This is a genomic window from Rhizobium rhizogenes NBRC 13257, assembly GCF_000696095.1.
Classification (GTDB): domain Bacteria; phylum Pseudomonadota; class Alphaproteobacteria; order Rhizobiales; family Rhizobiaceae; genus Rhizobium; species Rhizobium rhizogenes.
Genome location: NZ_BAYX01000013.1, coordinates 36,463 through 63,052 on the forward strand (window position 1 = coordinate 36,463; position 26,590 = coordinate 63,052).

At 61.4% G+C, this 26,590-nt stretch carries 23 protein-coding genes; 8 read left to right on the forward strand and 15 right to left on the reverse strand.

The features are described 5' to 3' along the window. The first annotated feature begins 2 nt into the window (after nucleotides 1–2). From addB to trxA, 3 genes are all read left to right on the forward strand, one after another. Nucleotides 3–3,194, forward strand: a complete 3,192-nt coding sequence (gene addB / locus RRH01S_RS25655; RefSeq protein ID WP_042475156.1) for a double-strand break repair protein AddB — start codon at nucleotides 3–5, stop codon at nucleotides 3,192–3,194. Next, complete coding sequence (gene addA, locus RRH01S_RS25660; protein ID WP_037219379.1) at nucleotides 3,187–6,753, forward strand: double-strand break repair helicase AddA; 3,567 nt, start codon at nucleotides 3,187–3,189, stop codon at nucleotides 6,751–6,753. Before addB ends, addA begins: the two co-directional genes overlap by 8 nt. 75 nt (nucleotides 6,754–6,828) lie before the next feature. Then, nucleotides 6,829–7,155, forward strand: coding sequence for a thioredoxin (trxA, locus tag RRH01S_RS25665; RefSeq protein ID WP_007698608.1), 327 nt, complete (start codon nucleotides 6,829–6,831; stop codon nucleotides 7,153–7,155). Nucleotides 7,156–7,218: 63 nt separating this feature from the next. Here the strand turns inward: trxA and RRH01S_RS25670 are convergent, their stop codons facing one another. The 10 genes from RRH01S_RS25670 to RRH01S_RS25715 form a co-directional block, all read right to left on the reverse strand. Beyond that, nucleotides 7,219–8,568 carry a bifunctional folylpolyglutamate synthase/dihydrofolate synthase gene (locus RRH01S_RS25670; protein WP_007698610.1) on the reverse strand — a complete coding sequence of 450 codons (1,350 nt, stop codon included), beginning with the start codon at nucleotides 8,566–8,568 and terminating at the stop codon, nucleotides 7,219–7,221. A 36-nt stretch (nucleotides 8,569–8,604) separates the two neighbouring features. Then, the gene (gene accD / locus RRH01S_RS25675; RefSeq protein ID WP_007698612.1) at nucleotides 8,605–9,516 is read right to left on the reverse strand and encodes an acetyl-CoA carboxylase, carboxyltransferase subunit beta; all 912 of its coding nucleotides are present in this window, start codon (nucleotides 9,514–9,516) and stop codon (nucleotides 8,605–8,607) included. Nucleotides 9,517–9,625: 109 nt separating this feature from the next. Then, nucleotides 9,626–10,465, reverse strand: coding sequence for a tryptophan synthase subunit alpha (gene trpA, locus RRH01S_RS25680; RefSeq protein WP_007698614.1), 840 nt, complete (start codon nucleotides 10,463–10,465; stop codon nucleotides 9,626–9,628). 10 nt (nucleotides 10,466–10,475) lie between these two features. Further along, complete coding sequence (trpB, locus tag RRH01S_RS25685) at nucleotides 10,476–11,690, reverse strand: tryptophan synthase subunit beta (protein WP_042475158.1); 1,215 nt, start codon at nucleotides 11,688–11,690, stop codon at nucleotides 10,476–10,478. Between the two features lie 2 nt (nucleotides 11,691–11,692). Then, entirely contained in the window at nucleotides 11,693–12,361 is a 669-nt protein-coding gene (locus tag RRH01S_RS25690) for a phosphoribosylanthranilate isomerase (protein WP_007698619.1), read from the reverse strand. A gap of 90 nt (nucleotides 12,362–12,451) precedes the next feature. Further along, nucleotides 12,452–13,213, reverse strand: a complete 762-nt coding sequence (locus tag RRH01S_RS25695; protein ID WP_042475160.1) for a M48 family metallopeptidase — start codon at nucleotides 13,211–13,213, stop codon at nucleotides 12,452–12,454. Nucleotides 13,214–13,303: 90 nt separating this feature from the next. Further along, on the reverse strand, nucleotides 13,304–13,750 hold the full coding sequence (locus tag RRH01S_RS25700; protein WP_007698624.1) for a DUF2852 domain-containing protein: 447 nt from the start codon (nucleotides 13,748–13,750) through the stop codon (nucleotides 13,304–13,306). A 158-nt stretch (nucleotides 13,751–13,908) separates the two neighbouring features. Further along, nucleotides 13,909–15,186, reverse strand: coding sequence for a polyhydroxyalkanoate depolymerase (locus RRH01S_RS25705; protein ID WP_037219377.1), 1,278 nt, complete (start codon nucleotides 15,184–15,186; stop codon nucleotides 13,909–13,911). 287 nt (nucleotides 15,187–15,473) lie between these two features. Beyond that, complete coding sequence (locus RRH01S_RS25710) at nucleotides 15,474–16,316, reverse strand: fumarylacetoacetate hydrolase family protein (RefSeq protein ID WP_007698632.1); 843 nt, start codon at nucleotides 16,314–16,316, stop codon at nucleotides 15,474–15,476. A gap of 130 nt (nucleotides 16,317–16,446) precedes the next feature. After that, entirely contained in the window at nucleotides 16,447–17,865 is a 1,419-nt protein-coding gene (locus tag RRH01S_RS25715; protein WP_007698636.1) for a pyridoxal phosphate-dependent decarboxylase family protein, read from the reverse strand. A gap of 205 nt (nucleotides 17,866–18,070) precedes the next feature. Here RRH01S_RS25715 and RRH01S_RS25720 point away from each other — a divergent pair, with 205 nt between their 5' ends. Next, nucleotides 18,071–18,370: a DUF2218 domain-containing protein gene (locus RRH01S_RS25720; protein WP_007698639.1), complete on the forward strand. Its 300-nt coding sequence runs from the start codon at nucleotides 18,071–18,073 to the stop codon at nucleotides 18,368–18,370. Between the two features lie 81 nt (nucleotides 18,371–18,451). Continuing rightward, nucleotides 18,452–19,051 (forward strand): nitroreductase family protein, encoded by a 600-nt coding sequence (locus RRH01S_RS25725; protein WP_007698643.1) that lies wholly within the window; start codon nucleotides 18,452–18,454, stop codon nucleotides 19,049–19,051. A gap of 71 nt (nucleotides 19,052–19,122) precedes the next feature. Here the strand turns inward: RRH01S_RS25725 and gyrB are convergent, their stop codons facing one another. The 5 genes from gyrB to RRH01S_RS25750 form a co-directional block, all read right to left on the reverse strand. Then, nucleotides 19,123–21,558 (reverse strand): DNA topoisomerase (ATP-hydrolyzing) subunit B, encoded by a 2,436-nt coding sequence (gyrB, locus tag RRH01S_RS25730; protein ID WP_042475166.1) that lies wholly within the window; start codon nucleotides 21,556–21,558, stop codon nucleotides 19,123–19,125. Between the two features lie 148 nt (nucleotides 21,559–21,706). Next, nucleotides 21,707–22,072 carry a helix-turn-helix domain-containing protein gene (locus tag RRH01S_RS25735; RefSeq protein WP_012650650.1) on the reverse strand — a complete coding sequence of 122 codons (366 nt, stop codon included), beginning with the start codon at nucleotides 22,070–22,072 and terminating at the stop codon, nucleotides 21,707–21,709. After that, nucleotides 22,069–22,668 carry a Smr/MutS family protein gene (locus tag RRH01S_RS25740; RefSeq protein ID WP_034520644.1) on the reverse strand — a complete coding sequence of 200 codons (600 nt, stop codon included), beginning with the start codon at nucleotides 22,666–22,668 and terminating at the stop codon, nucleotides 22,069–22,071. Before RRH01S_RS25740 ends, RRH01S_RS25735 begins: the two co-directional genes overlap by 4 nt. Continuing rightward, entirely contained in the window at nucleotides 22,668–23,786 is a 1,119-nt protein-coding gene (mltA, locus tag RRH01S_RS25745; protein ID WP_042475169.1) for a murein transglycosylase A, read from the reverse strand. The genes RRH01S_RS25740 and mltA overlap by 1 nt, the downstream gene beginning before the upstream one ends. After that, on the reverse strand, nucleotides 23,783–24,484 hold the full coding sequence (locus RRH01S_RS25750; protein WP_007698656.1) for a Tim44/TimA family putative adaptor protein: 702 nt from the start codon (nucleotides 24,482–24,484) through the stop codon (nucleotides 23,783–23,785). The genes mltA and RRH01S_RS25750 overlap by 4 nt, the downstream gene beginning before the upstream one ends. Nucleotides 24,485–24,680: 196 nt before the next feature. Here RRH01S_RS25750 and RRH01S_RS25755 point away from each other — a divergent pair, with 196 nt between their 5' ends. The 3 genes from RRH01S_RS25755 (at nucleotide 24,681) to RRH01S_RS25765 (ending at nucleotide 26,570) form a co-directional block, all read left to right on the forward strand. Continuing rightward, on the forward strand, nucleotides 24,681–25,217 hold the full coding sequence (locus RRH01S_RS25755) for an FxsA family protein (protein WP_034520646.1): 537 nt from the start codon (nucleotides 24,681–24,683) through the stop codon (nucleotides 25,215–25,217). 95 nt (nucleotides 25,218–25,312) lie between these two features. After that, entirely contained in the window at nucleotides 25,313–25,792 is a 480-nt protein-coding gene (gene secB / locus RRH01S_RS25760) for a protein-export chaperone SecB (RefSeq protein ID WP_007698663.1), read from the forward strand. Nucleotides 25,793–25,937: 145 nt separating this feature from the next. Then, the gene (locus RRH01S_RS25765; protein WP_042475174.1) at nucleotides 25,938–26,570 is read left to right on the forward strand and encodes a LysE family translocator; all 633 of its coding nucleotides are present in this window, start codon (nucleotides 25,938–25,940) and stop codon (nucleotides 26,568–26,570) included. The last annotated feature ends 20 nt before the right edge of the window (nucleotides 26,571–26,590 follow it).

Below are 26,590 nucleotides of genomic sequence, written 5' to 3' on the forward strand. Positions count from 1 at the left end.
CGATGACGGGCGGCCACCGGAAACGCATCCTGACAATCCCGGCGGGCCTGCCTTTCCTGAAGACCCTTGCCAGCGCTCTTTGCGACGGCCGGCTGACCGAGCATTTCCGTCATGATCCGAGCGATCCGCTATCGCTCGCCAAGGTCACGATCTTCCTGCCGACACGGCGCGCGGCGCGCGTATTACGCTCGGAATTCGTCGACCTGCTCGGCGGCCGTTCCGCCATCCTGCCGGTGATCCGTCCGCTCGGCGAGACCGACGACGACAGTGGTTATTTCGAGGAAGCGCTGCCGGCGACCGCCGATCTGGTACAGCCGCTTGCCAATACCGCACGGCTGCTGGAACTGGCGCGGCTGATCCTTGCCTGGCGCAACAAGCTGCCGCAGATCGTCCGCGACATCCATTCGGACTCGCCGCTGGTTGCGCCCGCAAGCCCAGCCGATGCCATCTGGCTTGCCCGCAATCTCGCCGAAGTCATCGATTCCATTGAGACCGAGGATCGCGACTGGGCAGCCCTTGGCGATCTCAGCACCGAGGATCATGCACTCTGGTGGCAGCTGACCGCCGAATTCCTGCAGATCGCCAGTGCCTTCTGGCCGGCCCGGCTGGAGGAGCTTGGCAAATCCTCGCCCGCCCGGCACCGCAACGCCATTCTGCGCGCCGAGGCGCAGCGGATCGCCATCATGCAGCATGCTGGCCCGATCATCATCGCCGGCTCGACCGGTTCGGTGCCGGCAACGGCGGAGCTGATCGCGGCCGTCGCCTCACTACCGCAGGGGGTCATCGTCCTGCCAGGGCTCGATCTGTCCATGCCGGAAGAGGACTGGCAGCTTGTTGCGCCGGAAACCGGCATCGGCGAAAGGGTCGATCCGACGACGCGCAGCCACTCGCAATATGGCCTGTCGCTGCTGTTGAAGCGGCTGCACACGCCCCGAAGCGAGGTCGAAACCGTTGCCGAGGCGACCGAAGACATGCAGATGCGCGCTGAGGTCCTGTCGCGTGCCTTGGCGCCCGCGAAAGCGACGAGCGGCTGGGGGGCATGGCAGCAAACACTTGCGCCCGACGCGATCAGCAACGCCTTTGCCGATGTTGCCCTGATCGAGGCGGCCAACGAGCGCGAGGAGGCAACGGCGATTGCCATCGCCTTGCGTCTGGCGCTGGAAAAGCCGGGGCAGGATGGCGGCGAAAGCCAGGCGGCGTTGATCACGCCGGACCGCAATCTGGCGCGGCGGGTGACGGCGGAGCTGGCACGCTTCGGCATCACCGCCGACGATTCGGCCGGCACGCCGCTGACCGCGACGCCGCAGGGCGCGCTCTTGCAATTGCTGCTCGAAGCCACGCTTCGGCCCGGCGATCCCGTTGCTATCGTTTCGCTGCTCAAGCATCCCCTCGCCCGCTTCGGCCTTCCGCAGGACGCATTGCAGCTCGGCGTCGACGCGCTGGAAATCCTGGCGTTGAGGGGCGGCATCGCCGATGTCGACATCGGCGCGCTGGAACCGCTGCTCGACCGGCAGCTTGCCGAACAGGCGAAGAACCGCCATACGCCGCAATGGCGCAAATCCCTGGCCCCCGAAGCGGTGGACCGGGCGCGCGAACTGGCACGCCAAGTCAGCGGAGCATGCGAGCCGCTAGCATCCGCGCTTTCGCAGCAATCGTCTGACGGCCTCCCCACCCTTTCCGAATGGGCCGAACGCACGGGCCGGGCGCTGGAAGCCGTCGCCATAGATGAGCGCGGCAGTCTGGCTGCACTCTGGTCCGGCGAGGCAGGCGATACGCTCGCCAGCCTGCTGAAGGAAATCATCGATACTGACGGGCAGCTCGAAGCGGACGGACCGCAATGGATCGATATCATGGCAGCGCTTTGTGCGGGCCAAGCGGTCAAGCCACGCGCCTTGAGCCATCCGCGCCTGTTCATCTTCGGCACGCTGGAAGCACGCCTGCAAAGCGTCGATACGCTGATCCTCGGCGGCTTGAACGAAGGCTCCTGGCCGGGACAGACCGCCAACAATCCCTTCATTTCCCGCACCATGAAGACCGAGATCGGCCTGGAGCCGCCGGAGCGGCGCATCGGCCAGCTTGCCCACGATTTCGAAATGGCAAACGGCACGTGCGACCTGATCTATTCGCGCGCATTGCGACAAGGCTCGACTCCGACCGTGGCGTCACGCTGGCTGCAGCGACTGATAGCGCTGGGCGGCAAGGCTTTTACAAGCGAATTGAAGGCGCGCGGCGATCAATATCGCCATTGGGCCGGGATGATCGATCAGGGCGAGAACCAAGCCCCGGCGCAGAGGCCGGCGCCGAGACCGCCCGCCGAACTGCAGCCGAAAAGCTACTCCTTCAGCGAGGTCGGCCGTCTGCGCCGTGACCCCTACGCGATCTATGCCCGGCGCGTGCTGCGGCTCGACCCGATCGACCCGTTCAACCGCGATCCCGGTCCGGCCGAGCGCGGCACGCTCTATCACAAGATCATCGACCGCTTTATCCGCGAAGGCCATATTGCCGGCACGCCGGATGCATCGCTGGCTATGGATCACATCCTCACCGAATTGTTCGACGCAGAGCAATTGCCTGTTCACATCGACAGCGTCTGGCGGCCGCGTTTCCGCGAAGTGGCGCGTGCGTTTCTTATCTGGGAAGCGGAGCGGCGGCCGGAGATCCGCAAGACGGCAACGGAAGTCCCGGCCGGCGTTCAGATCGAGCCGATCGGCATCCGGCTCACCGGCGTCGCCGACCGCATCGACTTCAAGGGTGGCAAGGCCGCCGATATTATCGACTACAAGACCGGCTACAATCCCTCGCCGGCGCAGGCCCGCACGCTGCTCGATCCGCAATTGGCCCTGGAAGCCTATGCGCTCAAGGCCGGCGCCTTCCGCGATATCGACGCGCTCGTCCCGGAAAATCTGCTTTATGTCCGGCTGAGGCCCGGCGACCGCTTCAAGGTCGATCAGGTCAACAACGAGCTTTCCAGTCGTGGCGGGAAGACGGAAACAAAATCGGCTCTGGACCTGGCGCAGGAGTCGATGGACCAGCTCGTCAAGTTCGTCTCCCTGCTGCAATCCGGCGAAAAGGGCTTCTCATCACGGCTGATCCCGGCGCAACAATTCGAATATGGCGGCGATTACGATCACCTCGCCCGCGTCTCGGAATGGTCGACGGCGGAGACCGAACAGGAGGGGGGCGGCGATGAGTGACCTTCCCGCTAACGAACTGGCCGCCCTGCCCGAGAGCGACGATGCCGGCGCCTGGATCGGCTGGACGACAGTGCAGCAATCCATCGCCTCCGACCCCGAGCGCTCCGCCTGGGTCTCGGCCAATGCCGGTTCGGGCAAGACGCATGTGCTGACGCAGCGCGTCATTCGCCTGCTGCTCGCTGGCGCACGTCCCTCGGCCATTCTCTGCCTGACCTATACCAAGGCCGCTGCCTCCGAAATGTCGAACCGCGTCTTCGACCGACTGGCCGCCTGGGCAACCTTGTCGGACGAGGAGTTGAAGGCGCGGATTGCCGAGATCGAGGGTGCGGAGCCGGATCTGTTTAAGCTCGCCGAGGCTCGGCGTCTCTTCGCCAAGGCGCTGGAGACACCGGGCGGGCTGAAGATCCAGACGATCCACGCCTTCTGTGAGGCGCTGCTGCATCAATTTCCGCTGGAGGCCAATGTCGCAGGGCATTTTTCCGTTCTCGATGACCGCGCCGCCGCAACCCTACTCGATGACGCCCGCCGGTCGTTGCTGACGGCGACAACGCCGCAGCGGGATGCCGAGCTTGCGGAAGCCTTTTCCTATGTGCTGGATCTCGGCGACGAATCCGGCCTGGAGACGCTGCTGGGCGATATCGTCGCCAAGCGTAACGCCATCCGCCGCTTCACCACTGACGCAGAGCGGAAAGGCGGGATTGACGCCGCGCTACTCGCCCGGCTCGGCCTTTCCGCCGGAGACACGGAAGCCGGCATCGCAGAGCAATATTGGCCGCTGCCCGGCCTTTCCGGCGCAACGCTCGAGCTTTATCTCACGCTTGCCGACCAGAAGGGCGGCGCGAAGGCGCAAGAGGTTGCCTATGCACTGCGTCTCGCCAAGCGTGAGACGCACCCGGTCGCCCGCGCGGAGATCCTCGAAAAGGTGATGCTGACCGGCAAGGGCGAGCCGAAATCCGACAGCCAGTTTTTCGTCAAGGCGATGCTGGCTGATGCCCCCGCGCTTGCCGAGGGAGTGGCTGCTGCCCGCGCCCATGTCGTCACCTGCCGCGACCGGCTGAAGCTTATGCGGATGTACCGCGCCACCCGCGCGGCACTCGTTCTGGCCGACCGGCTGAACCGCGACTATGAAGAGCTGAAGAAGCGCCGCAGCCAGCTCGACTTCGAAGACCTGATTACCCGCACCGCCGATCTTCTGACCAAGAAGGATGTCGGCCCCTGGATCCACTACAAACTGGATCAGGGCATCGACCATATTCTCGTCGACGAGGCGCAGGATACCAGCCCGATCCAATGGAGCGTCATCCAGTCGCTGGCGGAGGATTTCTTCTCTGGCGAAAGCGCGCGGCAGACGCTGAGGACCATCTTCGCGGTCGGCGACGAGAAGCAGTCGATCTATTCCTTCCAGGGTGCGCGACCCGAACGTTTTTCCGAGGAAAGCGACCGGACGCGACGGCGGGTGGCGACCAGCGGCCAGCAGTTTTCCTCGATCCGCCTGCCGCTCTCCTTCCGCTCGACCGCCGATGTGCTCGCCGCCGTCGACCATGTCTTCACCGCACCGGAAAATGCCCGGGGGCTGAGCGCTGTCGACGAACCTGTGGTGCATCGCTCCAGCCGCATCGGCCATCCCGGGGCAGTCGATCTCTGGGAGATGATCGCGCCGGAGCCTGCAGCGAAGGAAGAGGATTGGACGGCACCGTTCGATTCGACGCCTGAAAGTGCGCCGGCGGCAATCTTGGCGCGGCGCATGGCGCAGACGATCGGCAATCTCATCGGCCGCGAGACGATCATCGACAAGGGCAAGGCCCGTTTCATCGAGGCTGGCGACATTCTCGTGCTGGTGCGCAAGCGCGACAGCTTCGTCAATGCGTTGACCCGGGCGCTGAAACGGCGCAACAATATCCCCGTTGCCGGCGCCGACCGGCTGGTGCTGACCAGCCATATCGCCATTCAGGATCTTCTGGCGCTCGGCCGCTTTCTGCTGCTGCCGGAAGACGACCTGTCGCTGTCGGCTCTTTTGAAAAGCCCGCTGTTCGATCTCGGCGAAGACGACGTCTTTGCTGTCGCGGCCCTTCGCGACAGCAATGAAAGCGTATGGAGCCACCTGCAGAAATTCGCCGATGACGGCAATGAGCGGTTCCGATATGCGGTCGACCGGCTGAAAACGTTCCTCGCCTTTTCGAAAAGCCTGTCCGTGCATGATTTCTATGCCCGCGTGCTTGGCAGTTTCGGTGGCCGACGGCAGTTTCTGGCGCGGCTCGGGACCGAGGTCAGCGATATTCTCGACGAATTCCTGACTTTCACGCTCGACCACGAGACCTCCGGCCTGCCGGGCCTGCAATCCTTCGTCTCGACGCTGGAGCTGGAAGCGCCGACGGTTAAGCGCGAGCAGGACAAGGGCCGCAACGAGGTGCGGATCATGACCGTGCACGCCTCCAAGGGCCTGGAGGCGCCAATCGTCTTCCTCGTCGACGGCGGCGGCAAGGCCTTTACCCATACGCATCTGCCGAAGATGCGGCTGATCGAGACCGGCAAACAAGACATCCCGCTGCCGGTCTGGGTGCCGGTCTCGGCACTGGCCAATTCGTTGACGCAGACCGATACCGCCAGGCTGCAATCGCTGACGGAAGAGGAATATCGCCGCCTGCTCTATGTCGGCATGACCCGCGCCGCCGACCGGTTGATCATCTGCGGCTATCGTGGCATCCGTGAGAATGCCGATACATGGCACGCCATGATTTCCGCGGCGCTGCGGCAGGACGGCGAACGCTGCACACCCGTCAGCTTCTCGGGGCCGGATGGCGAGTGGCAGGGGTTGAGCTGGCGCGTTTCCCAGGTCGAGCGCAGTTTCGAGCGCATGGAACAGGCGGAAACGACCGTCGATCGCGGAGCGCTGCCTGCCGGGCTCAGCCGGCCGCTGCCACCGCAGCGAAACCTGCCCCGGCCGCTCAGCCCTTCCGGCGCCGGCACCGTCATCGACGACGAGGCCGACAATCTGCTGGTCACCTCGCCGCTGTTCACCGAGAAGGCGAAATCGGACCGCTCGCTGGAAAAGGGCCGCTTCATCCACCGCATGTTGCAGACATTGCCCGAGATCGCGTCGGCGGATCGCGCCGAGGCAGCGCGGCGCTATGCCGAACGGGCCGCACGCTTCTGGCCGCAAGCGGAGCGTGATGCGCTGATCGGCTCCGTCATGGCGCTGCTGTCACACCCGGAACTACAGGGCGTTTTCAGTGCCCATGCCCAGGCCGAAGTCTCGATCATGGGCACGCTGACGCTCGATGACCAGGCCTATGCCGTCTCCGGCCGCATCGACCGGCTGACCGTACTCGACGACCGCGTCGTCATCCTCGACTACAAGACCAACCGCGTGCCGCCGCGCTCAGCCGAGCAGATTCCTTTTGCCCACCGAGCGCAGCTTGCCATCTATCGTGAGATCCTCTCGCCACTCTATCCAGGCAAGCGCATCGATTGCGTGCTCGTTTATACCGAGAATGCCTCGATCCACACGCTGTCCGGCGAGGCGCTCGCATTGACGCTTGCGGAGCTCAAGACAAAGTGAAATACCGATCATTGAAAATGAGGCACCGCGCCCTCACATACATTCCAACCGCGAATCCCGGTAAAGGAGCAGCCTATGGCTACCGTAAAAGTCGATAACGCTAACTTCGCCTCCGAAGTTCTTCAATCCGCAGAGCCCGTCATCGTTGATTTCTGGGCCGAATGGTGTGGCCCGTGCAAGATGATCGCCCCGTCTCTCGAAGAGCTCTCCGAGCAATTCGAAGGCAAGGTAAAGGTCGCCAAGCTCAACATCGATGAGAACCCGGAACTGGCTGCCCAGTTCGGCGTTCGCTCGATCCCGACGCTTGCCATGTTCAAGGCCGGCGAAGTCGCCGACATCAAGGTTGGCGCCGCGCCAAAATCGGCTCTGGAAAGCTGGATCAAAGGCGCTGCCGCTGCCTGATCAGGTATCGACTGAATGAATCAAAAAGCCCGGCTCGTCCGGGCTTTTTATTGACTGGACGTGTTACTTCGGCGGCGTGCCGTTGTCGGCAAGGACATCGCCGACGAGATAGAGCGAGCCGCCGATCAGGATGCGTGGCGCCGGCATATTGGGCACGGCGAGTTCCCTGATTTCGTCCAGTGCCTGGCGAACCGTCGACATCGGCTCGGCCACCAGACCGGCATCATAGGCCGAATTGGCCAGGATGACCGGATCGATCATCGCCTCGCTGCCACGGATCGGCACGCAATAGACCTTTTCCGCCAGCCCGGTGAAAGCCTTGAAATAGCCGACGGGATCCTTGGTGTTGATCATGCCGATGATCAGGAACAGCGGGCGTGGCTGACGCTCCTCGAAACTGGCCATGGCTTCGGCAATGACCTCGCCGGCACCGGGATTGTGACCTCCATCGACCCAGATTTCCGCACCTTCCGGGGCGTGCGGCAACAACTCGCCCTCCGTCAGGCGTTGGAGGCGGCCCGGCCATTCGACCGATATCATCGCCTTTTCCATCATCGCCTCGGTGACGGTAAAGCCGGCGGCCTTGACGGCGCGGATAGCGGCGGCGGCGTTGGCATATTGATGCCGGCCCGGCAGGCGCGGCAGCGGCAGGTCGCCAAGACCGAATTCGTCCTGATAGACGAGCCGGCCATATTCCTCGTGGGCGGAAAAATCCTGGCCGAAGACGGCGGTTGGGCAGCGCAGCCGCTCGGCCGTCGATATCAGCACGTCGAGCGCCGCATCATAGTCCTGATGACCAATCACAACGGGCCGACCGGCCTTCATGATCCCCGCCTTTTCGGCGGCGATCAGCTCGACTCGGTCACCGAGATAGGGCTGGTGATCGAGCGAGATCGGCATGATCACCGAAACGGCCGGTTCGGAAATGACATTGGTAGCGTCGAAACGGCCGCCGAGGCCGACTTCAATGACGGCGGCATCGGCCGGATGCTCGGCAAACAGAGTGAAGGTGGCCGCCGTCAGGATTTCGAAAACCGTGATCTTCTCGCCGCCATTGGCATCGGCGATGCGCCGCAGCACTTCGGCAAATACTGCGTCGGCCACCAGCTCGCCACGGCCGCCCTTGACGCCGATGCGGTAGCGCTCATGCCAGTTGACGAGATGCGGCGAGGTATGGACATGCACGCTGTAGCCGCCTGCTTCGAGAAGCGCGCGGCAGAAGGCCGTCACCGAGCCCTTGCCATTGGTACCGGCGACATGGATCACCGGCGGCAGCTTGTTCTGCGGATTGCCGAGGATGTCGAGAAGGCGAGTGATCCTGTCCAGCGAGAGATCGTAGCCCTTGGGGTGCAGCCCCATCAGCTTGTCGATCTCCTGCGCTGCCTCGCTCACTGCGGATTGATCCATCGCCATCACCCGCACCTCCGCCTTTCGGCCATCCGTTTCAGGTCAGCCGTTCGCCACCAGCGGCGCGGCCGCACCGTTCAGGCTCTTCGCAGACACGTCATTTGCCGGAGCCTTGGTCAGGATCTTCAGAAGCGTCGCCAGGGTATCGGGGATATCGTGGCGCTTGACGACCATGTCGACCATGCCGTGCTCGAGCAGGTATTCCGAGGTCTGGAAGCCTTCCGGCAGCTTTTCGCGGATCGTCTGTTCGATGACGCGCTTGCCGGCAAAGCAGATTTCCGCGCCCGGCTCCGCCAGATGGACATCGCCGAGCATGGCGTAAGAGGCGGTGACGCCCCCCGTTGTCGGGTTGGTCAGGACGACGATATAGGGCTGGCCGGCTTCCTTCAGCATGTCGACGGCAACCGTCGTGCGCGGCAGCTGCATCAGCGACAGAATGCCTTCCTGCATGCGGGCGCCGCCCGAAGCCGGGAACATTACTAGCGGGCACTTCTCGGCAATGGCGCGCTCAAACGCCTTGACGATCGCTTCACCTGCGGCAATGCCGAGCGAGCCGCCCATGAAATTGAACTCATGGACGACGGCCACGAGCTTCAAGCCGCGAACCTTGCCGACGCCGGCGACGATCGTGTCTTCCTGATCGGTCTTGACGCGGCTGTCCTTCAGGCGGTCGGTGTATTTCTTCGAGTCGCGGAACTTCAGCGGGTCCTGCGCGACCTTCGGCTGCTGCAGGGCTTCATATTCGCCCTTGTCGAAAAGATCGGCAAGACGAGCCTTGGCCGGCATCTTCATATGGAAGCCGGAGGCCGGAATAACCCACTTATTGTCTTCCAGATCCTTGTGGAAGACCATCTCGCCGGTCTCCGGGCACTTGATCCAGAGATTTTCCGGCACTTCGCGGCGGCCCAGCATGGAATTGATCCGCGGGCGGACGTAGTTGGTGATCCAGTTCAATTCGCAAACTCCTGATCGACTGAATTAATCGATATCGTAGTCGTCAACTAATGCCCACGGGCCTTTTCTTCAACCTCTTCGGATTGAGGGGCCAGCCTTTGTGGGAAAATTATTCGGCGGCAACAAGGCGCGCGGAGCGCGTTCCCGTCGACAGGCCGCGCACCAGTGTCGCAACGGCCTGGATGGTATCGGCGCCGGCCTTGCCGTCCTTGGTCAGGCTGGTGGCGATCTGATTGACGATCGCCGTACCGACGACGACGCCATCCGCGGAGGCGCCGATAAGCTTCGCATGCTCGGCCGTCTTGACGCCGAAGCCGACGCAGACCGGCAGATCGGTATGCTGCTTGATGCGCTTGACGGCACCGGAGACCAGCGACGGATCCGGCAGGGCCGAACCGGTGATGCCGTTCATCGAGACATAATAGACGAAGCCGGATGTATTTTTCAGCACGGCCGGCAGGCGCTTTTCATCGGTGGTCGGCGTTGCCAGGCGGATGAAGTTGATGCCCTTGCGGATCGCCGGGATGCAAAGCTCGTCATCCATTTCCGGCGGCAGATCGACAACGATCAGGCCGTCGATACCGGCGGCGATCGCGTCATCGAGGAAGGTCTCGACGCCATAGATATAGATGGGATTGTAGTAACCCATCAGCACGATCGGCGTATCGCCGTCCGTCTTGCGGAAATCGGCGGCGAGCTGCAGCGTCTTCTTCAGCGTCTGGCCAGCCTTCAGCGCGCGCTGGCCGGCGAGCTGAATCGCCGGGCCGTCCGCCATGGGATCAGAAAAGGGCATGCCGAGCTCGATGACGTCGGCGCCGGCTTCCGGCAGCGCCTTCATGATGCCGAGCGAGGTGTCGTAATCGGGATCGCCGCCCATGAAATAAGTGACGAGCGCCGGGCGGCCTTCAGCCTTCAGAGCGGCGAAGCGTTTGTCCATACGTGCGGTCATGATGTCTAACTCACATTCCCAAAATCTTGGCCACGGTGAAGATGTCCTTGTCGCCGCGACCGGAGAGATTCATCAGGATGATCTCGTCCTTGCCCATCTTCGGCGCGCGCTTGATAACCTCGGCGAGCGCGTGGCTCGGCTCCAGCGCCGGAATGATGCCTTCAAGGCGCGTCAGCGTCTGGAACGCTTCCAGCGCTTCATGGTCCATGATCGGCACATATTCGGCGCGGCCGATATCGTTCAGCCAGGAGTGTTCCGGGCCAATGCCGGGATAGTCGAGGCCAGCCGAAATCGAATGTCCTTCCTTGATCTGGCCGTCGCCGTCCTGCAGCAGGTAGGTGCGGTTGCCGTGCAGCACGCCGGGCGAACCGGCGGTGATCGAGGCGCAATGCTCGTCGCCCTGCAGGCCCTTGCCACCGGCTTCGACGCCAACGATCTTGACGCTTTCGTCATCGAGGAACGGATGAAAGATGCCGATCGCGTTCGAACCGCCGCCGACAGCAGCGATAACGAGATCCGGCAGGCGGCCTTCAGCTTCCAGCATCTGCTGCTTGGCCTCCGTGCCGATCACGGCCTGGAAATCGCGGACCATTTCCGGATAGGGATGCGGGCCGGCGGCCGTGCCGATCAGGTAATAGGTGTCGTCGACATTGGTGACCCAATCGCGAAGAGCCTCGTTCATGGCGTCCTTCAGCGTGCCGCTGCCGGCCGTCACCGGAATGACCTCGGCGCCCAGAAGCTTCATGCGGAAAACGTTCGGAGCCTGACGCTCGACATCGGTCGCGCCCATGTAGACGACGCAGGGCAGGCCGAAGCGTGCGGCAACGGTCGCCGAGGCAACACCATGCTGGCCGGCGCCGGTCTCGGCGATGATGCGGCTCTTGCCCATGCGCTTGGCAAGCAGGATCTGGCCGATGCAATTGTTGATCTTGTGCGAGCCGGTATGGTTCAGCTCTTCGCGCTTGAAATAGATCTTGGCGCCGCCAAGCTCGGCCGTCAGGCGCTCGGCGAAATAAAGCGGGCTCGGGCGGCCGATATAATGGGTACCGAGCGACTTCAGCTCCGCCTGGAAGGCTGGATCGTTCTTCGCCTTTTCCCATTCTTCCTGCAGGTCCAGGATCAGCGGCATCAACGTCTCAGCGACGAAGCGGCCACCATAAATACCGAAACGGCCATCCTCATCGGGACCGGCGCGGAAGGAATTCAGCTTTGGCGTCTGGTTCACTCTTAACTCCCTGCTGCCGGTTCCGGCAGGCATGCTTCTGCAACAGCGTCGAAAAATTCGTCGATCTTCTTCGGATCCTTCACACCCGGCGCGCTTTCGACGCCAGAGGAGAGATCGATGCCCGTGGCCCTGGTGGATGCCAGCGCCTGGGCGAAATTGTCCTTGTTCACGCCGCCGGACAGCATGTAGTCGACGCGATCGTCGAGCCAGCTCATCAGGCTCCAGTCGAAGGACACGCCGTTTCCGCCCGGCAACTCCGAACCAGCCGGCGGCTTGGCGTCGAACAGGAAGCGGTCGGCAATACCGATATAGGCTTCGACCCGCTTCAGATCGTCGGCGTCACGCACCGACATGGCCTTCATGACCGGCAGATTATAGACCGCTTTTATCGTCAGCACACGCTCCGGGCTTTCATTGCCATGGAGCTGGAGAATATCCGGACGCACCAGCGAGATGATCTCATCGAGATCGTCATTGGTCGGATTGACAGTTACCGCGACGATCTTCGCCTTGCCGCGAGCGCGCTCGGCAAGCTTGCCGGCAAGATCGGGCTCTATATAGCGGGGGCTTTTTTCAAAGAAGATAAAACCGACATGCGTGGCGCCGCGCTCAAGCGCACGATCCATAGCTTCCGGCGTTTTCAGACCGCAAATTTTGATATCGGGGTTCATGGCAGCGGAGTGACATGAAAATTAGAAAGAGTCGAGCCTAAAGGCGACAAACTGGGAATTTTACGCGTCTCTGATGAAGCCGAATATGGCTCAATCGAAGTCAATTGCATGCAGGTGGCTGCCATGGCGTTTCAACCAGGCCTTGGCCTCGTCCATCTCCGGGCAAAGCTTGCGGCACAGCGCCCAGAAGCGCGGGCCGTGGTTCATTTCGCGCAAGTGCGCGACCTCGTGGGCGGCGAGATAGTCGATGACCAGCGGCGGCGCCATGACGATCCGCCAGGAGAAGCTCAGATTTCCCTCGGACGAGCAGGAGCCCCAGCGGCTACGGGTATCCTTCATGCTGATCGAGGAGACGGGCGCGCGGATCGATCCCGCATGCAGCTTTACCAACCTTTCCAGATCGGCGCGAGCCTCCTTCTTGAGGAAGGTGGCGATGCGCCGGCCGGCATGTTCCGGCATGCCGCTGACGCGCAGGACCGGCACGCCATCGATGACGATCGCCTCGGTCAGGCCGCGCAGCGTGCCGGTGTGCTCGATGCGATGGCGGATGCCGCGCAGGAGGATTTCGCCGCCGCTTCTCAAGCTGCTTTCGGTGGAGAATTTCGCAAGCTTGGTCAAAAGCCAGCCCTGGTGGCGGTCGAGGAAGGCGTTGACCTCGCGCGCTGCCAGGCCACGCGGAATGGTCATCTTCAGCGCCCGTCCGCCGGGTTCGATGCGAAGCGTGATCCGTGTCGCCCGCTCATTCTGGCGGATCGTCAGCGGCATCAAGCGGCCGGCCACCTCCAGCGTGCGCGTTTCCGGCGCAGGCGGCTGGGGAGCGGATCGGCGGGATCTGGACAGAAGCGGAAACATGAGAGGCAGTTTTATACGATTCGCTCGGGTTTCTGGCAAAGAAAAACCGGCATCCGATGATGCCGGTTTTATGGGGAGGTTGATTATCGATTACGGCGTCTGGAATTCCGGAGCCGGACCGTTATCATCATTGCGCTTGACGTTGTTGCGGTCGCGCATGAAGCGATCGAATTCGTCCTGATCCTTGGCGCGGCGAAGCTCGCGGACATAGGTATCGAAGTCGGCACGCATTTCATCGAGCTTGCGGCGTTCTTCTTCAAGACGCTCCAGCTCTGCCCGGCGCCAATCGTCGAATGCGACGTTGCCGGTGGTGAAATGGGCGCGGTGACGACCACGGTGGCGACCGCAGCCGGAGAAGCCGCTAAACACGCCGTCGGCCTTCTCGTTCACATCCCGTTTGAAATCCCTCAGGCGTTCGCCGAAGAGAATATAGGCAAGCATGGCGAGGCCGAGCGGCCAGAAGACCACGAAGCCAAGCACCATCAGAGCAATGGTGGCCGGAGTCCAATCCGGACGAAGCAATGCTGACTGGTTCATCGTGAGGTATCCTCGCAGTAAGTCGGTCCGACCACATGCCGAACCGCTGGAATCGAGATGGTTACCTCTTCGCGAGCCTTCAATGGTATTTGCCGGGGAAATCGAGCAAGCCTTTGATTCAAGCTCAATAATTCAGCAAAAGCTAATTCTTTGCGATCTCAGGCGGTTTTGCCGCCCTTGATCACACGCTTGACGACCGGCTTGCCGCTGCGTGCATGCTCGCGGGCAAAGGCGATAATGCGCGGTGCGATCTCGCGGCGGAAGCGCGAACCGTTGAAGACGCCGTAGTGGCCGACATCGGGCTGCAGGTAATGCATCCGCATGTCGTCGGGAATATTCGTGCAGATGGTCTGCGCCGCCCCGGTCTGGCCGACGCCGGAGATATCGTCGTTCTCGCCCTCGACCGTCAGCAGCGCGACATTGCGGATGGCTGCGGGATCGACGCGCTGGCCGCGATGCATCAACTCACCCTTCGGCAGCGCATGCTTGATGAAAACCTCATCGACGGTCTGCAGATAGAATTCCGCCGTCAGGTCCATGACCGCCAGATATTCATCATAGAAATCGCGGTGCTTCTCCGCCGGCTCGCCGTCGTTCTTGACGAGGTGCATGAAGAAGTCCTTGTGGGCGATCATGTGCCGATCGAGGTTCATCGACATGAAGCCGGAGAGCTGCAGGAAGCCGGGATAGACCGGCCGCATGAAGCCCGGCTGCGGCCAGGGCACGTTCATGACGACATTGTCGGCGAACCATTCCAGCGGCTTGTCCTTGGCGAGTTGGTTGACGGCCGTCGGATTGATGCGCGTGTCGATCGGTCCGCCCATCAGCGTCATCGACGCAGGCGACAGCGGATCACCAGCCGCCTCCATCACCGCAGCTGCGGCCAGAACCGGGACTGAAGGCTGACAGACGGCGACGACATGGGTGTCGGGACCGAGATGGTGCAGCATCTCGATGACGTAATCGATGTAATCTTCCAGATCGAAGGTGCCCTCGGTCATCGGCACCATGCGGGCGTCGATCCAGTCGGTAATGTAGATATCGGCGCTCGGCAGCAGCGCTTCGACGGTGCCGCGCAGCAGCGTCGCATAGTGGCCGGACATCGGCGCGACGATCAGGATGCGCGGATCGCTGCCATGGCCAGCAGGCAGGCTGCGCTCGAAATGGATCAGATTGCAGAAGGGCTTCTTCCAGACGACCTTTTCATGGACCGAAACCGGCTTGCCGTCGATCTGGGTTTCAGGGAGCCCGAATTCCGGCTTGCCATAGCGCCGCGTGGTGCGCTCGAACATCTCGAGACTTGCCGTCATCGTGCGGCCAAGCACCGTATGGGAGAGTGGATTGAGCGGATTGGCATAGGCCAGGCGCATCATGTCGGCGGCGGCGCGGAAAGGCGCAAGAGCGGCATGATTGAGTTCATAAAACTGATAAAACATCGGAAAGCGTCTCCTCTCGAGAAGCTGGTGCCAAGCCTCGAAAATCAGCGATTTCCAGAAAGCTTAAATGCGCCTTTAAGCGTTACTGCGTCCTCCGCAACGTGCTCCCGGACACGCTGCACAATCAGATAACGACCGCTCCCCACGCGTGGTCTTCATCCTTCAAGCCAGAATAGCACCTTTTGCTGCAAGGCAACATCAATTTTGCATCGCACCAACCAGCAAAAATGCCGGGGAACTTGCTCCCCGACATCCAGAATGGTCTCAAAACCTTAACGCACCGACTATCAGGCGTCGGCCAGGAACGTCTGGCGCTGCGAACCGAGGCCTTCCATGCCGAGTTCTACGACATCGCCAGCCTTCAGGAACTGCGGCGGCTTCATGCCCATGCCGACGCCGGGAGGCGTGCCGGTGGAGATGACGTCGCCCGGATGCAGCGACATGAACTGGCTGAGGTAGGAGACGAGATAGGCGACGCCATAGACCATGGTCTTGGTCGAGCCGTCCTGCATCGTCTTGCCGTTGACCTTCAGCCACATGCCGAGATTCTGCGGGTCGGCGACTTCGTCCTTGGTGACCAGCCAGGGGCCGATCGGGCCGAAGGTGTCGCAGGACTTGCCCTTGGTCCACTGTCCGGAACGCTCGGTCTGGAAGGCGCGTTCGGAAACGTCATGCGAGACGCAATAGCCGGCGACATAGTCCAGCGCGTCGGCTTCGCTGACATATTTGGCGGTCTTGCCGATGACGACGCCGAGTTCGACTTCCCAGTCGGTCTTTTGCGAGCCGCGCGGGATCAGCACATTGTCGTTCGGGCCGACGATGGCCGAGGTCGCCTTCATGAAGATAATCGGCTCCGGCGGCACCGTGGCGCCGGTTTCGGCGGCGTGGTCGGAGAAATTCAGGCCGATGCAGATGAACTTGCCGGTGCCGGCAACGCAGGCGCCGAGGCGGCCTTCAGCCAATTCCGGCAGGCTCTTGGGATCGAGCGCCGCAATTTTCGCGAGTCCGGCCGGCGAAATCGCCTCACCGCCGATATCGGCGACATGCGCGGAGAGATCACGGATCTTGCCGTCGCTATCCAGAAGCGCCGGCTTTTCCTTGCCAGCCGGGCCAACACGCAACAATTTCATAGGTCTTCCTTCCCTGCATTTTAAAAGACGAGATTGATTTCACCATATATGAACGACTTATTCACCAGTGTCATCAATCGATTTCGAACATAACACGTCCTGTTTGTCCGCGTCGGAACAACAGCCTTTCCTATGTGGACGACAAAGATCGTGCAATCTCAACAATCGTCGCGAAGGCCACATCGATATCGTCCGCCGTCGTCTCGAACTGACCAGCCTGAAAACGGATGACCAGCCGTCCGGCAACCCGCGTCTGCGTCAGATAGATGCGGCCGTCATTGTTGATGGCGGCGATCAGGCGCTGGGTATGGCTCTCCTGATCGACGCCGCCTGGCGCCTTGTGATCGAAGGAAAAGAGCGACAGGAACGGCTGGCTGACGATCTCGAAATCCGGCTCCGCCGACAGGCGCTGAGCCAGATTTTGCGACCAGGCGACATGATTGCGGATCATCGTCCGCAAGCCTTCAAGCCCATGATAACGCAGCAGGAACCAAAGTTTCAACGCACGAAAACGGCGCCCAAGCGGCACCGACCATTCGGAATAATTGGTAATGCCGTCATGACCGTGGGTGCGCAGGAATTCTGGATGGATCGCCAGCGTCCGCACCAGCGATTCCGGCTCGCGAATGAACTGCACCGAGCAATCGAACTGCGCGCCGAGCCATTTATGCGGATTGAAGACGATGGAATCGGCCTGCTCGACGCCTTGCCACAGTGTCCGGAATTCCGGGCAGATCATCGCCGAACCAGCCCAGGCCGCGTCGACATGCACATAGAGACCATGAGCGTGGGCCACCTCGACAACCGCGGCAATATCGTCGCAGGCACCGATGCTGGTGCCGCCGACACAGGCGATCACACCGGCCGGCAGCAGGCCCGCGGCACGATCCCGCTCGATCGCCGCCGCCAGCGCCTGCGGATCCATAGCACTATTCGGACCGCTGGAGGGGATACGGACGAGGTTGTCCGCACCGATGCCGGATATCCAGATGGCGCGATCGATCGAGGTGTGGACCTGATCGGTGGAATAGATCCGCACCGTCTTGTTGGCCGTGAGACCTTGTCTGTTGCCCTGCCAATCAAGTGCCTTTTCACGCATCACCAGAACAGCCGCAAGCGTCGCCGTCGAGGCGGAATCCTGGATGACGCCGGTAAAACTGTCAGGCAGGCCAAGGGCCTGTCGCAGCCAGTCGACGACCTTGGTTTCCAGTTCGGTCGCGGAGGGCGAGGTCTGCCAGAGCATACATTGGGCGGCGATGGCGCTGACCAGATATTCGGCGACAACCGAGACCGGAGCCGCATTGGCGGGGAAATAGGCGAAGAAGCGCGGATGCTGCCAATGGGTCATGCCGGGGACGAGGATATCCTCAAAATCCTTGAAGATATCCTCCATGGATTCGCCGGATTCAGGTGGAGAATCAGCAATATGCGCCGCAATCTCGCCAGGCGCCGTCTGTGCCCTGACCGGCCGCTCACGAAGCGATGCGCGATAATCCGCGCCCCAATCCGCCGCCTTTTCCGACCAGCGCCGAAACTCCTCCCAGTCCATGACGGCCTCCGTTCCACCGAAACGAGGCGGACCTTAGACCGGTTTTGGGAGATGGTCGAGTATCAGAAAAGCTCGATCGCTAGCCACCGCCGAGATCGGCTCTCTTTAAAATAACGGAATGTTGAAGCAGACTGTCTACTTGGCAGAGCCGGATGCGACTATGTAGGAAAACCTGTCGTTCAAATTCCAGTTATTGGAGTGCCGCATGCCCACCTCCGTTTCATCCGTGAAAACCGATCATGCCAGCCGCTACCTGCAGCAGCTCTGCAAGCATTGGAGCCACAAATTCACCATCGAATTCAACGAGACCGCCGGCAAAGTGCCCTTTAACCCCGAGACCTCGCTTGAATTGGCGGCCGATGCCTCCTCGCTGCTGATGACCCTGCATGTCGAAAATCCGCAAGACCTCGACCGCATGCAGAACGTCGTGGCCGATCACCTCAAGCGCTTCGCCTTCCGCGAAGAGCTCGACGTGGTCTGGACGGCGGATACGAGCAAGGTATAGGTTTCACGCGTATCCCCCAGGGCTTGTCGTCGACCCTCCCCCACAGCTCCACGACGGCCTCCTTTAGATGAAAGATCCCTCATGACATCAAGCAACAACCGCGAATCGCAATATCCGATCGACAAGCTCTTCCTCGACCGTTGGTCGCCGCGCGCCTATTCCAACGAAACCATGCCGGAAGCCGACCTGCTGACCATTCTGGAGGCTGCCCATTGGGCGCCGTCCGCGTCGAACCTACAGCCCTGGCGCTTCGTCTACGCGCTGCGCGGCTCGGAGAACTGGGACAAGTTTCTGAGCTTGCTGATCGAATTCAACCAGGGTTGGGCGAAGTCCGCCTCCGCCCTGCTTTTCGTCGTCTCGCGCACGCATGGCGGCGAGCTTGGCTCGGCCGAACAGAAGCCCAACTACAGCCACACCTTCGATGCCGGCACTGCCTGGGGCTTCCTGGCGATCCAGGCGCACCTGGCAGGCTATGAAGCTCACGGCATGGGCGGTTTCCATGTCGAAAAATCCTATGAGGTTCTCGGTATTCCCGAAGGCTTCCGCGTCGAGGCCGCCGTTGCCATCGGCAAGATCGGCGACAAGAACCAGCTTCCGGAAAAGCTGAGGGAGCGTGAGACGCCGAACGACCGCAAGCCGCTTTCCGAAGTTGCCTTCAACGGTACCTTCATAGCCAAGTAATTGATCACAAAATGAAAAAGGCCCGCCTGAAAACCAGGCGGGCCTTTTTCGTTCGTCGGCATATCCGACAATCAGATATCGAGGTTTGCGACGTTCAGCGCATTGTCCTGGATGAATTCGCGCCGTGGCTCGACCTCGTCGCCCATGAGCCGGGCAAACAGGCCATCGGCATCGGTCGCGTCGGGAACCCTCACCTGCAGCAGCGAGCGTGCGTTCGGATCGAGCGTCGTTTCCCAGAGCTGTTCGGCATTCATCTCGCCGAGACCCTTGTAGCGCTGCATGGTGAGACCCTTGCGGCCGGCGGCAAAGACCGTTTCCAACAGCATGCCCGGGCCGGAAATCTCGGTCTCGCCATCCCGGCGCGCGAGCTTCGGCGGCTGGTCGTAGACGTCCTTGAGGCGCGAGCCGACCTGATCGATCAGACGCGCATCCTGGGAACCGATCAGTGCCATGTCGAGAACGACGACTTCCTTGACACCGCGCACCATGCGCTCGAAACGCAGGCCGCCTTCGCTGGTCACGGCACCGGTCCAGCCACGTTCGGTTTCCTCGGCAATGATATCGAGCCTTCTCGCAACATCGTTCACCAGACCTTCGGCACGCGCCGGGTCGCTGACGAGTTCGGCGTTGAGAGCGCCGGCGATTGCCGCCTGTTCGACGACAGCGCGATTGTAGCGCGAATGCAGATTGCCGAGCAGCGTGCGCAGGCGCAGGGCATCGAAGATGAGTTCGCGCAGATCCTCGCCGGCGCGGACTTCACCGGTGCCGAGCTTCAGGCTAGCATCGTCCAGACCCTGGCCGATCAGATATTCCTCGAATGCCTTCTCATCCTTCACGTACTGCACCGACTTGCCGCGCGTCACCTTATAGAGCGGCGGCTGGGCGATGTAGAGATGGCCGCGCTCGATGAGATCAGGCATCTGGCGGAAGAAGAAGGTGAGCAGCAGCGTGCGAATATGGGCGCCGTCGACGTCGGCGTCCGTCATGATGATGATCTTGTGATAGCGCAGCTTGTCGGCGTTGAACTCGTCCTTGCCGATGCCGGTGCCGAGTGCTGTGATCAGTGTGCCGATTTCCTGGCTCGACAGCATCTTGTCGAAACGGGCACGCTCGACATTGAGGATCTTGCCGCGCAGCGGCAGGATCGCCTGGTTTTCGCGCGAGCGGCCCTGCTTGGCCGAACCGCCTGCCGAGTCGCCCTCGACGAGGAAGACCTCGGACTTGGCCGGATCGCGCTCGGAGCAATCGGCGAGCTTGCCGGGCAGCGAGGCAATGTCGAGGGCACCCTTGCGCCGCGTCAGTTCACGCGCCTTGCGGGCGGCTTCGCGGGCAGCCGCAGCTTCGACAACCTTGCCGACCAGCACCTTGGCATCGGCCGGATGTTCTTCTAGCCAGGTGCCGAGCGCCTCGTTGACGAGGCTTTCGACCACAGGGCGGACTTCGGAGGAAACCAGCTTGTCTTTGGTCTGCGACGAGAATTTCGGATCCGGCACCTTCACCGACAGCACCGCCGTCAGACCTTCGCGGCAATCGTCACCCGTCAGCGTCACCTTTTCCCTTTTGGTGATGCCCGATGACTCGCCGTAGGAGGTGATCTGGCGCGTCAGAGCGCCACGGAAGCCGGCCATATGCGTGCCGCCATCGCGCTGTGGGATGTTGTTGGTGAAGCAGAGCACATTTTCGTGGTAGCTCTCATTCCACCACATCGCCACTTCGACGGTGATGCCGTCCTTTTCACTGCGGATGGAGACCGGTTTGTCGACCAGCGGCTTCTTGGCGCGGTCAAGATACTTGACGAAAGCCTCAAGACCGCCGTCGTAGAGCATTTCTTCCTGCCTGACGTCGGAATGACGCTTGTCCGTGAGCAGGATGCGGACGCCGGAGTTCAAGAACGCGAGCTCGCGCAGGCGATGCTCCAGCGTGCTATAATCGAACTCCGTCATGGTGAAGGTTTCCGAGCTTGGCATGAAGCTGACTTCGGTACCAGTCTCGGTGCCGGCATCGCCGGTCACCTTCAACGGCGCGTCGGCGACGCCGTGCGTAAAGCTCATTTCATTGATCTTGCCCTGACGGCGAATCTTCAGCTTCAGCCAGACGGACAGCGCGTTGACGACCGAGACGCCGACGCCGTGCAGACCGCCGGAGACCTTGTAGGAATTCTGGTCGAACTTACCGCCGGCATGCAGCTGGGTCATGATGACTTCAGCCGCCGAGATGCCTTCACCGGTATGGATATCCGTCGGGATGCCGCGACCATTGTCGGTGACCGTCACCGAACCATCCGGATTGAGCGTGACGGTGACGAGATCGGCATAGCCGCCGAGCGCTTCGTCGATGGCGTTGTCGACGACTTCGTAAACCATGTGATGCAGACCGGAACCATCATCCGTGTCGCCGATGTACATGCCGGGACGCTTGCGCACCGCATCAAGACCTTTCAGGACCTTGATGCTGTCTGCGCCATACTCGGCATTGCCGTCGTTTTCGGTTACGGATATGTCGGTCATTTATTGAAGTCTTTCCAGTGTTTTAGAGAACACCGCCGATCGTTAACGAATCAGCAGTTTTTCTTTCCCTGAATATAGGATGTTTCGCCCGTAACTTCCAAACGGAAGGCCCCTATATGGGGTATAAAACAGGGGATTAAGGCGGTTTTCAGCCCCTTTTTCCGGCATTTTCCAGAACCAGGGACAGTTCCTTGATGGTGGTCGTGTCGAGATTGCGAATCCGGTCCGCCAAGCGGTTGACAAAGGCCGTATATTCAGGTGCCAGACCCGAGGTATCGACCACGACGCGCGGGTCGGAGAAGCGCGCCAGAAGGAACAATTCCTCGGCCTCGTCCCAGATAATGTTGAAATATCCAGCGATGCGCTGCAGCAGATCGAAGGTCGGCGTGCCGCGCTTTCCATGCTCCAGGGCGGATAGATAGGCCGGCGTCACATTCAGTGCCGCCGCCATTTCCTTCTGGGAGACGCCCTTGCGCGCCCTGAGTTTCCTGACCGCTTCGCCGAAAGGGGTCACGGCCTGTCCCCCTTCGGCCGCGACAGACGGATATAGAGGGCGCCGTCGCCGCCATGGTGCTGCGCCGCGGTCTCATAGGAGGAAATCAGGAAGCGGAATTCCGGCTTGGAGAACCACAGCGGCACGGCACGCTTCAAGGCGCCGTCGCTGCCCATGGAGCTGCCCTTGCCGGTGATGACAAGCACATGGCGAAGACCACGCTCATGCGCCCGGAACAGGAAATCCAGAAGCATCACATGCGCCTCGCTCTGGATCAGCCCATGAAGGTCGATGCGCGCCTCCAGCGCCAGCCGCCCCTTGGCGATCTTGCGCTTGACCGGGCGCTCCAGCGGATGATGCGTGCCGGAAGGCTGTTTTGCCGGCGCCGGCGAAATTTGCGGATCGGCGGGTGCCGGAGCGACCCTCGCCTTTTCGGCGCGCGCGGTCTCTTCCGCCTTGGCCTCTGCCGCCAGAACCTCGTCGAAAGATTCCATGTCGGCCTGTCGCCCGGGCATGGGCCGGGTGCTTTTCGCCACCTTGCCCCAGAGGACACGCTCATCCGTGCTGAGCTTCCGTTCTTTACTTTTGCCTTCTGGGTTTCTGCGTTCTGGGGCCATCAGCCAAACCTCTGAGCTGCCGCCTTCGGAACCAGTATATAAAAATCCGCGTCATTGCGCACGGTACCGGCAAGTTCCCCGGCATCGTAGCCGGAACCGGTGAAGATATCGCCACGCGCCGGGCCGACGATCGCCGAACCGGTATCGAGCGCCAGCATCAGCCGCGCGAAGGGCTGGCCGGCATCAAGATGGGTCAGGCTTTCCGACTGGATGAAGAAGGGAAAACCGAAAGTGTGGATCAACCGGTCGACCGCCAGCGAACGGCCGGCAACCAGCGGCACCTTCGCTGCCGCAATCGGCCCGAGCGCGGGATCGCTGACATCGGCCTCACGGAAAAATATATAGGACCGGTTATGCCACAGGACCTCGTCGACTTCCTGCGGATGGGCGTAGAGCCAGTCGCGGATCGTCTGCATGGAGATTGTGGCACGGTCGAGCAGGCCACGCTCGATGAGCAGACGGCCAACGGCCGAGAAAGGGTGACCGGCCTTGGCGGCATAGGTGATACGGCCCATGCGCCCATCGGGATAGCGCAGCCGTGCAGCGCCCTGCACATGTACGAAGAAGACATCGACCTTGGACTTCGCCCAGGCGATCTCCAGACCCCTGCCCTCCAGATAACCGCGATCGATCTCGCCCCGGTCCGGATAGGCGGAAATCGCCCCATCCTTTAGCTTGCCGAACATGTAGGATGGATCGAGCCCGGATGGCCTGTTGGCGTCATCGAGATCGACCAGATCATCCGGCCGGCGATAGAAGGGATAGCGATAGATCTCGTCCGGCGTCGCGGAAACGGTGATTTCCGGCTCGAAAAAGGCGGTGACGAACCCCCTGCCGCCATCGCCACGTCGGATGAAAAAGGGCTGACAGCGCTCCTCGAAGAAGGCGCGGGCCTCAGCCGCGTCGCGCGGCTCGTAACCTTCGGCATCGTCGAGCAGGGTCAGGAGATCATCGGCAGTCAAGCCAGCGGCGCCGGTGCGATAGGGCTTTACGTCCCTGACATGGGTCCGACAGTCCCGCATGGCACGAAAAAGGCTGGAGGGATCATCATCCCCCCAGCCCTTCAGATCGGCGAAGGTTGCCGGCTCCAGCCTGAAATCCTTCGATGCGGTCGTCATTGTTCGGATTCGGTCGCCACGAGTTTCCAGTTGGGGTCGCGCGAACGGCTGTCGCGGGCAAAGGTCCAGACATCACTGATTTCGGCTACCGTCTCGGCATCGCCATCGATCAGTGTGCCGGCCTTATCGTAGGTCGCCGAAATCATCTGGCTGACGATACGCATCGTCACCGTGGCTTCCGTATCCTTCATCTCGGCGCTGACGATATCGGCCTTGTCGATGCCGACGAAGGTGGACTTCACCTTTTCGCCCTTGGTCTCGCGATCGGTGATGGCGGCATCGAAGCCTTCATAGACCTCGCGCGACAACAGACCCTTCAACGCGTTGCGGTCACCATCAGCAAAAGCCATGACGATCATCTCGTAGGCCATGCGGGCGCCGTTGACGAATTCCTTCGGGCTGAAGCTCGGATCCGCCTTGTTCAATTCGCGCAGCGAATCATTGAGCTGCGTGCCGGCCGGCGTGAAGGCATCGATGGCGGCGAAGCGGTCCTCATCCTCGGTCGCATCACGGCGCGGCAAGGTTACCACCTTGCCGGCATCCGGCGCATTCGGGCCAGTGGCCTGATCGGGCGAACCATAGAGATCGCGCGGCGGCTTCTCATTCCCCGTGCGGCGGCCAAGGACGCTGCGCAGCTGAAAGAAAATCAGCACCGCCGCCACCAGGAAAAAGATCGTCACAAAGTCGTTTGCACCCATCTCGTGTCGGAACCACCATTAAAATTAAGAGTTTCAATCCCCATATAGTCTGCATCCACCTATCATTCAAATAGCGGACCGGTATCTTTATTATATGCGATGAACTAACGCTTTGGCATCATCGCCTAAAGTATGACGCGGTTTTCGAGCCAAATCATGCTAAGCAGAGATACGCCCGCTTTCAGGACACCGTAACATGCGCCTATCCCTTGTTCCTATCTTCGTCTTTCTGATGCCGCTTGCCGAAATCGCAGGATTCATCGTCGTCGGCAAAATGCTTGGGGTATGGGCAACATTGGCGCTGGTCATCCTCAGCGCCGTTCTCGGTGCGGCGCTTCTCAGAATCCAGGGCATCGGCATTCTGCAGCGCATTTCGGCCGAAAGCCGCAATGGCGGCGATCCCGGCCGCGAAATGGTGCATGGCGCAATGATCGTCATTGCTGCCTTCTTCCTGATGCTGCCCGGCTTCATTTCCGACATTATCGGCCTGCTGCTCTTCATTCCAGCCGTGCGCGAACTCGCCTGGAAGGTTCTGCGCAAACGCATCGTCGTTCTGGGCAGCACCCGCGCCTTCAGGCGTGGACCTGGGCAAGGCTCCAGCCCGAATACAGCGCCTGGCCCGCAGCCCCGCCCGTCCGGATCAGGACGGGTCGTCGATCTCGACGAGACCGATTTCCATCGCGAACCCGATCGCAATTCGCCCTGGTCGGACCGCAAACGCCTGGAAGAATAGGGCAAAGGACCTAGGGATCGCCCAAGGCCTCGAGGGTTGTAAGCCCTTATTCGAAATGCTAGATGGCGACACCTATTGACGTCAGAGGAAACCCCATGGCCAACGAAACCAGCAACGGCGCAGCCAGCCCGAGCCTTACTATTCTTGCTCAATACACCAAGGATCTTTCCTTCGAAAATCCAGGTGCTCCGCGCTCGCTGCAGGCCCGGGAAAACGCTCCCGATATCAACATCAATGTCAACGTCAACGCCAATCCGCTGTCGGATTCCGATTTCGACGTCGTGCTGACGCTGAATGCCGACGCCAAGGACGGCGACCGGGTTCTCTTCCATACCGAGCTGGTCTATGGCGGCGTCTTCCGCGTCACCGGCTTCCCGCAGGAACATATGCTGCCGCTGCTCTTCATCGAGTGCCCGCGCCTGCTGTTCCCCTTCGCCCGTCAGATCATTGCCGACATCACCCGCAATGGCGGTTTCCCACCGCTGATGATCGATCCGATCGATTTCGCGCAGATGTTCACGCAGCGCATGGCCGAAGAACAGGCCCGCGCCCAGGTGTCGTCGGTTCCGAACTAAGCTTTCGGTCAATTCCATCGATGGAACTGAAAATGCCCGGATCAATGTCCGGGCATTTTTCGTTTGGAGACTATACCAGGCATGACTTGCCATTCCGGTGAAATTTGCTAGACGGGAATTCCGGCTCCATCCGAAGGGAAGACTTATGCCGGATCTCTCCATACTTGCACTTTTTGCCGCCGCCGCCGTGGTTCTCACCGCCACGCCAGGCCCCGATATGCTGCTCATCGCGTCGCGCAGCGTCAGCCAGGGACGAGCCGCGGGGTTCCTCACCTATGCGGGTATTGCGCTTGGCACATACTGCCATGCTCTGGCCGCAGCACTTGGCCTCTCGCAGCTCTTCATGACTGTGCCGATCGCCTATGAGATCGTGCGTTGGGCGGGCTGTGCCTATCTTCTCTATTTGGCGTATAAAACGATCCGCTCGGAAGGGTCGAGCTTTTCTCCGACATCAATGCTGAAGCAGCTTTCGAACAAGCGGATTTTCGCGGAAGGCCTTGCGACCAACCTTCTGAACCCGAAAATGGTGCTGTTCGTCCTTGCCCTGTTCCCCCAGTTCGTCAGCCCCCAGGGCGGGTCGATGATCGGGCAAATGCTTTTGCTCGCGACGATCTTGAACGGGATCGGTTTCTTGGTGAATGGAGCGGTGATCCTGGTTGGCAGCCATATCCGCGCCCGCCTTGCCGGTTTTTCCCGCTTGCCGAAACTGCCGCAATATCTTCTCGCGACTGTGTTCGCGGGGCTGGCCTGCCGGCTTGCACTGGGAGCACGAACCTAGCCAGACCTCCCGGTCGCTTG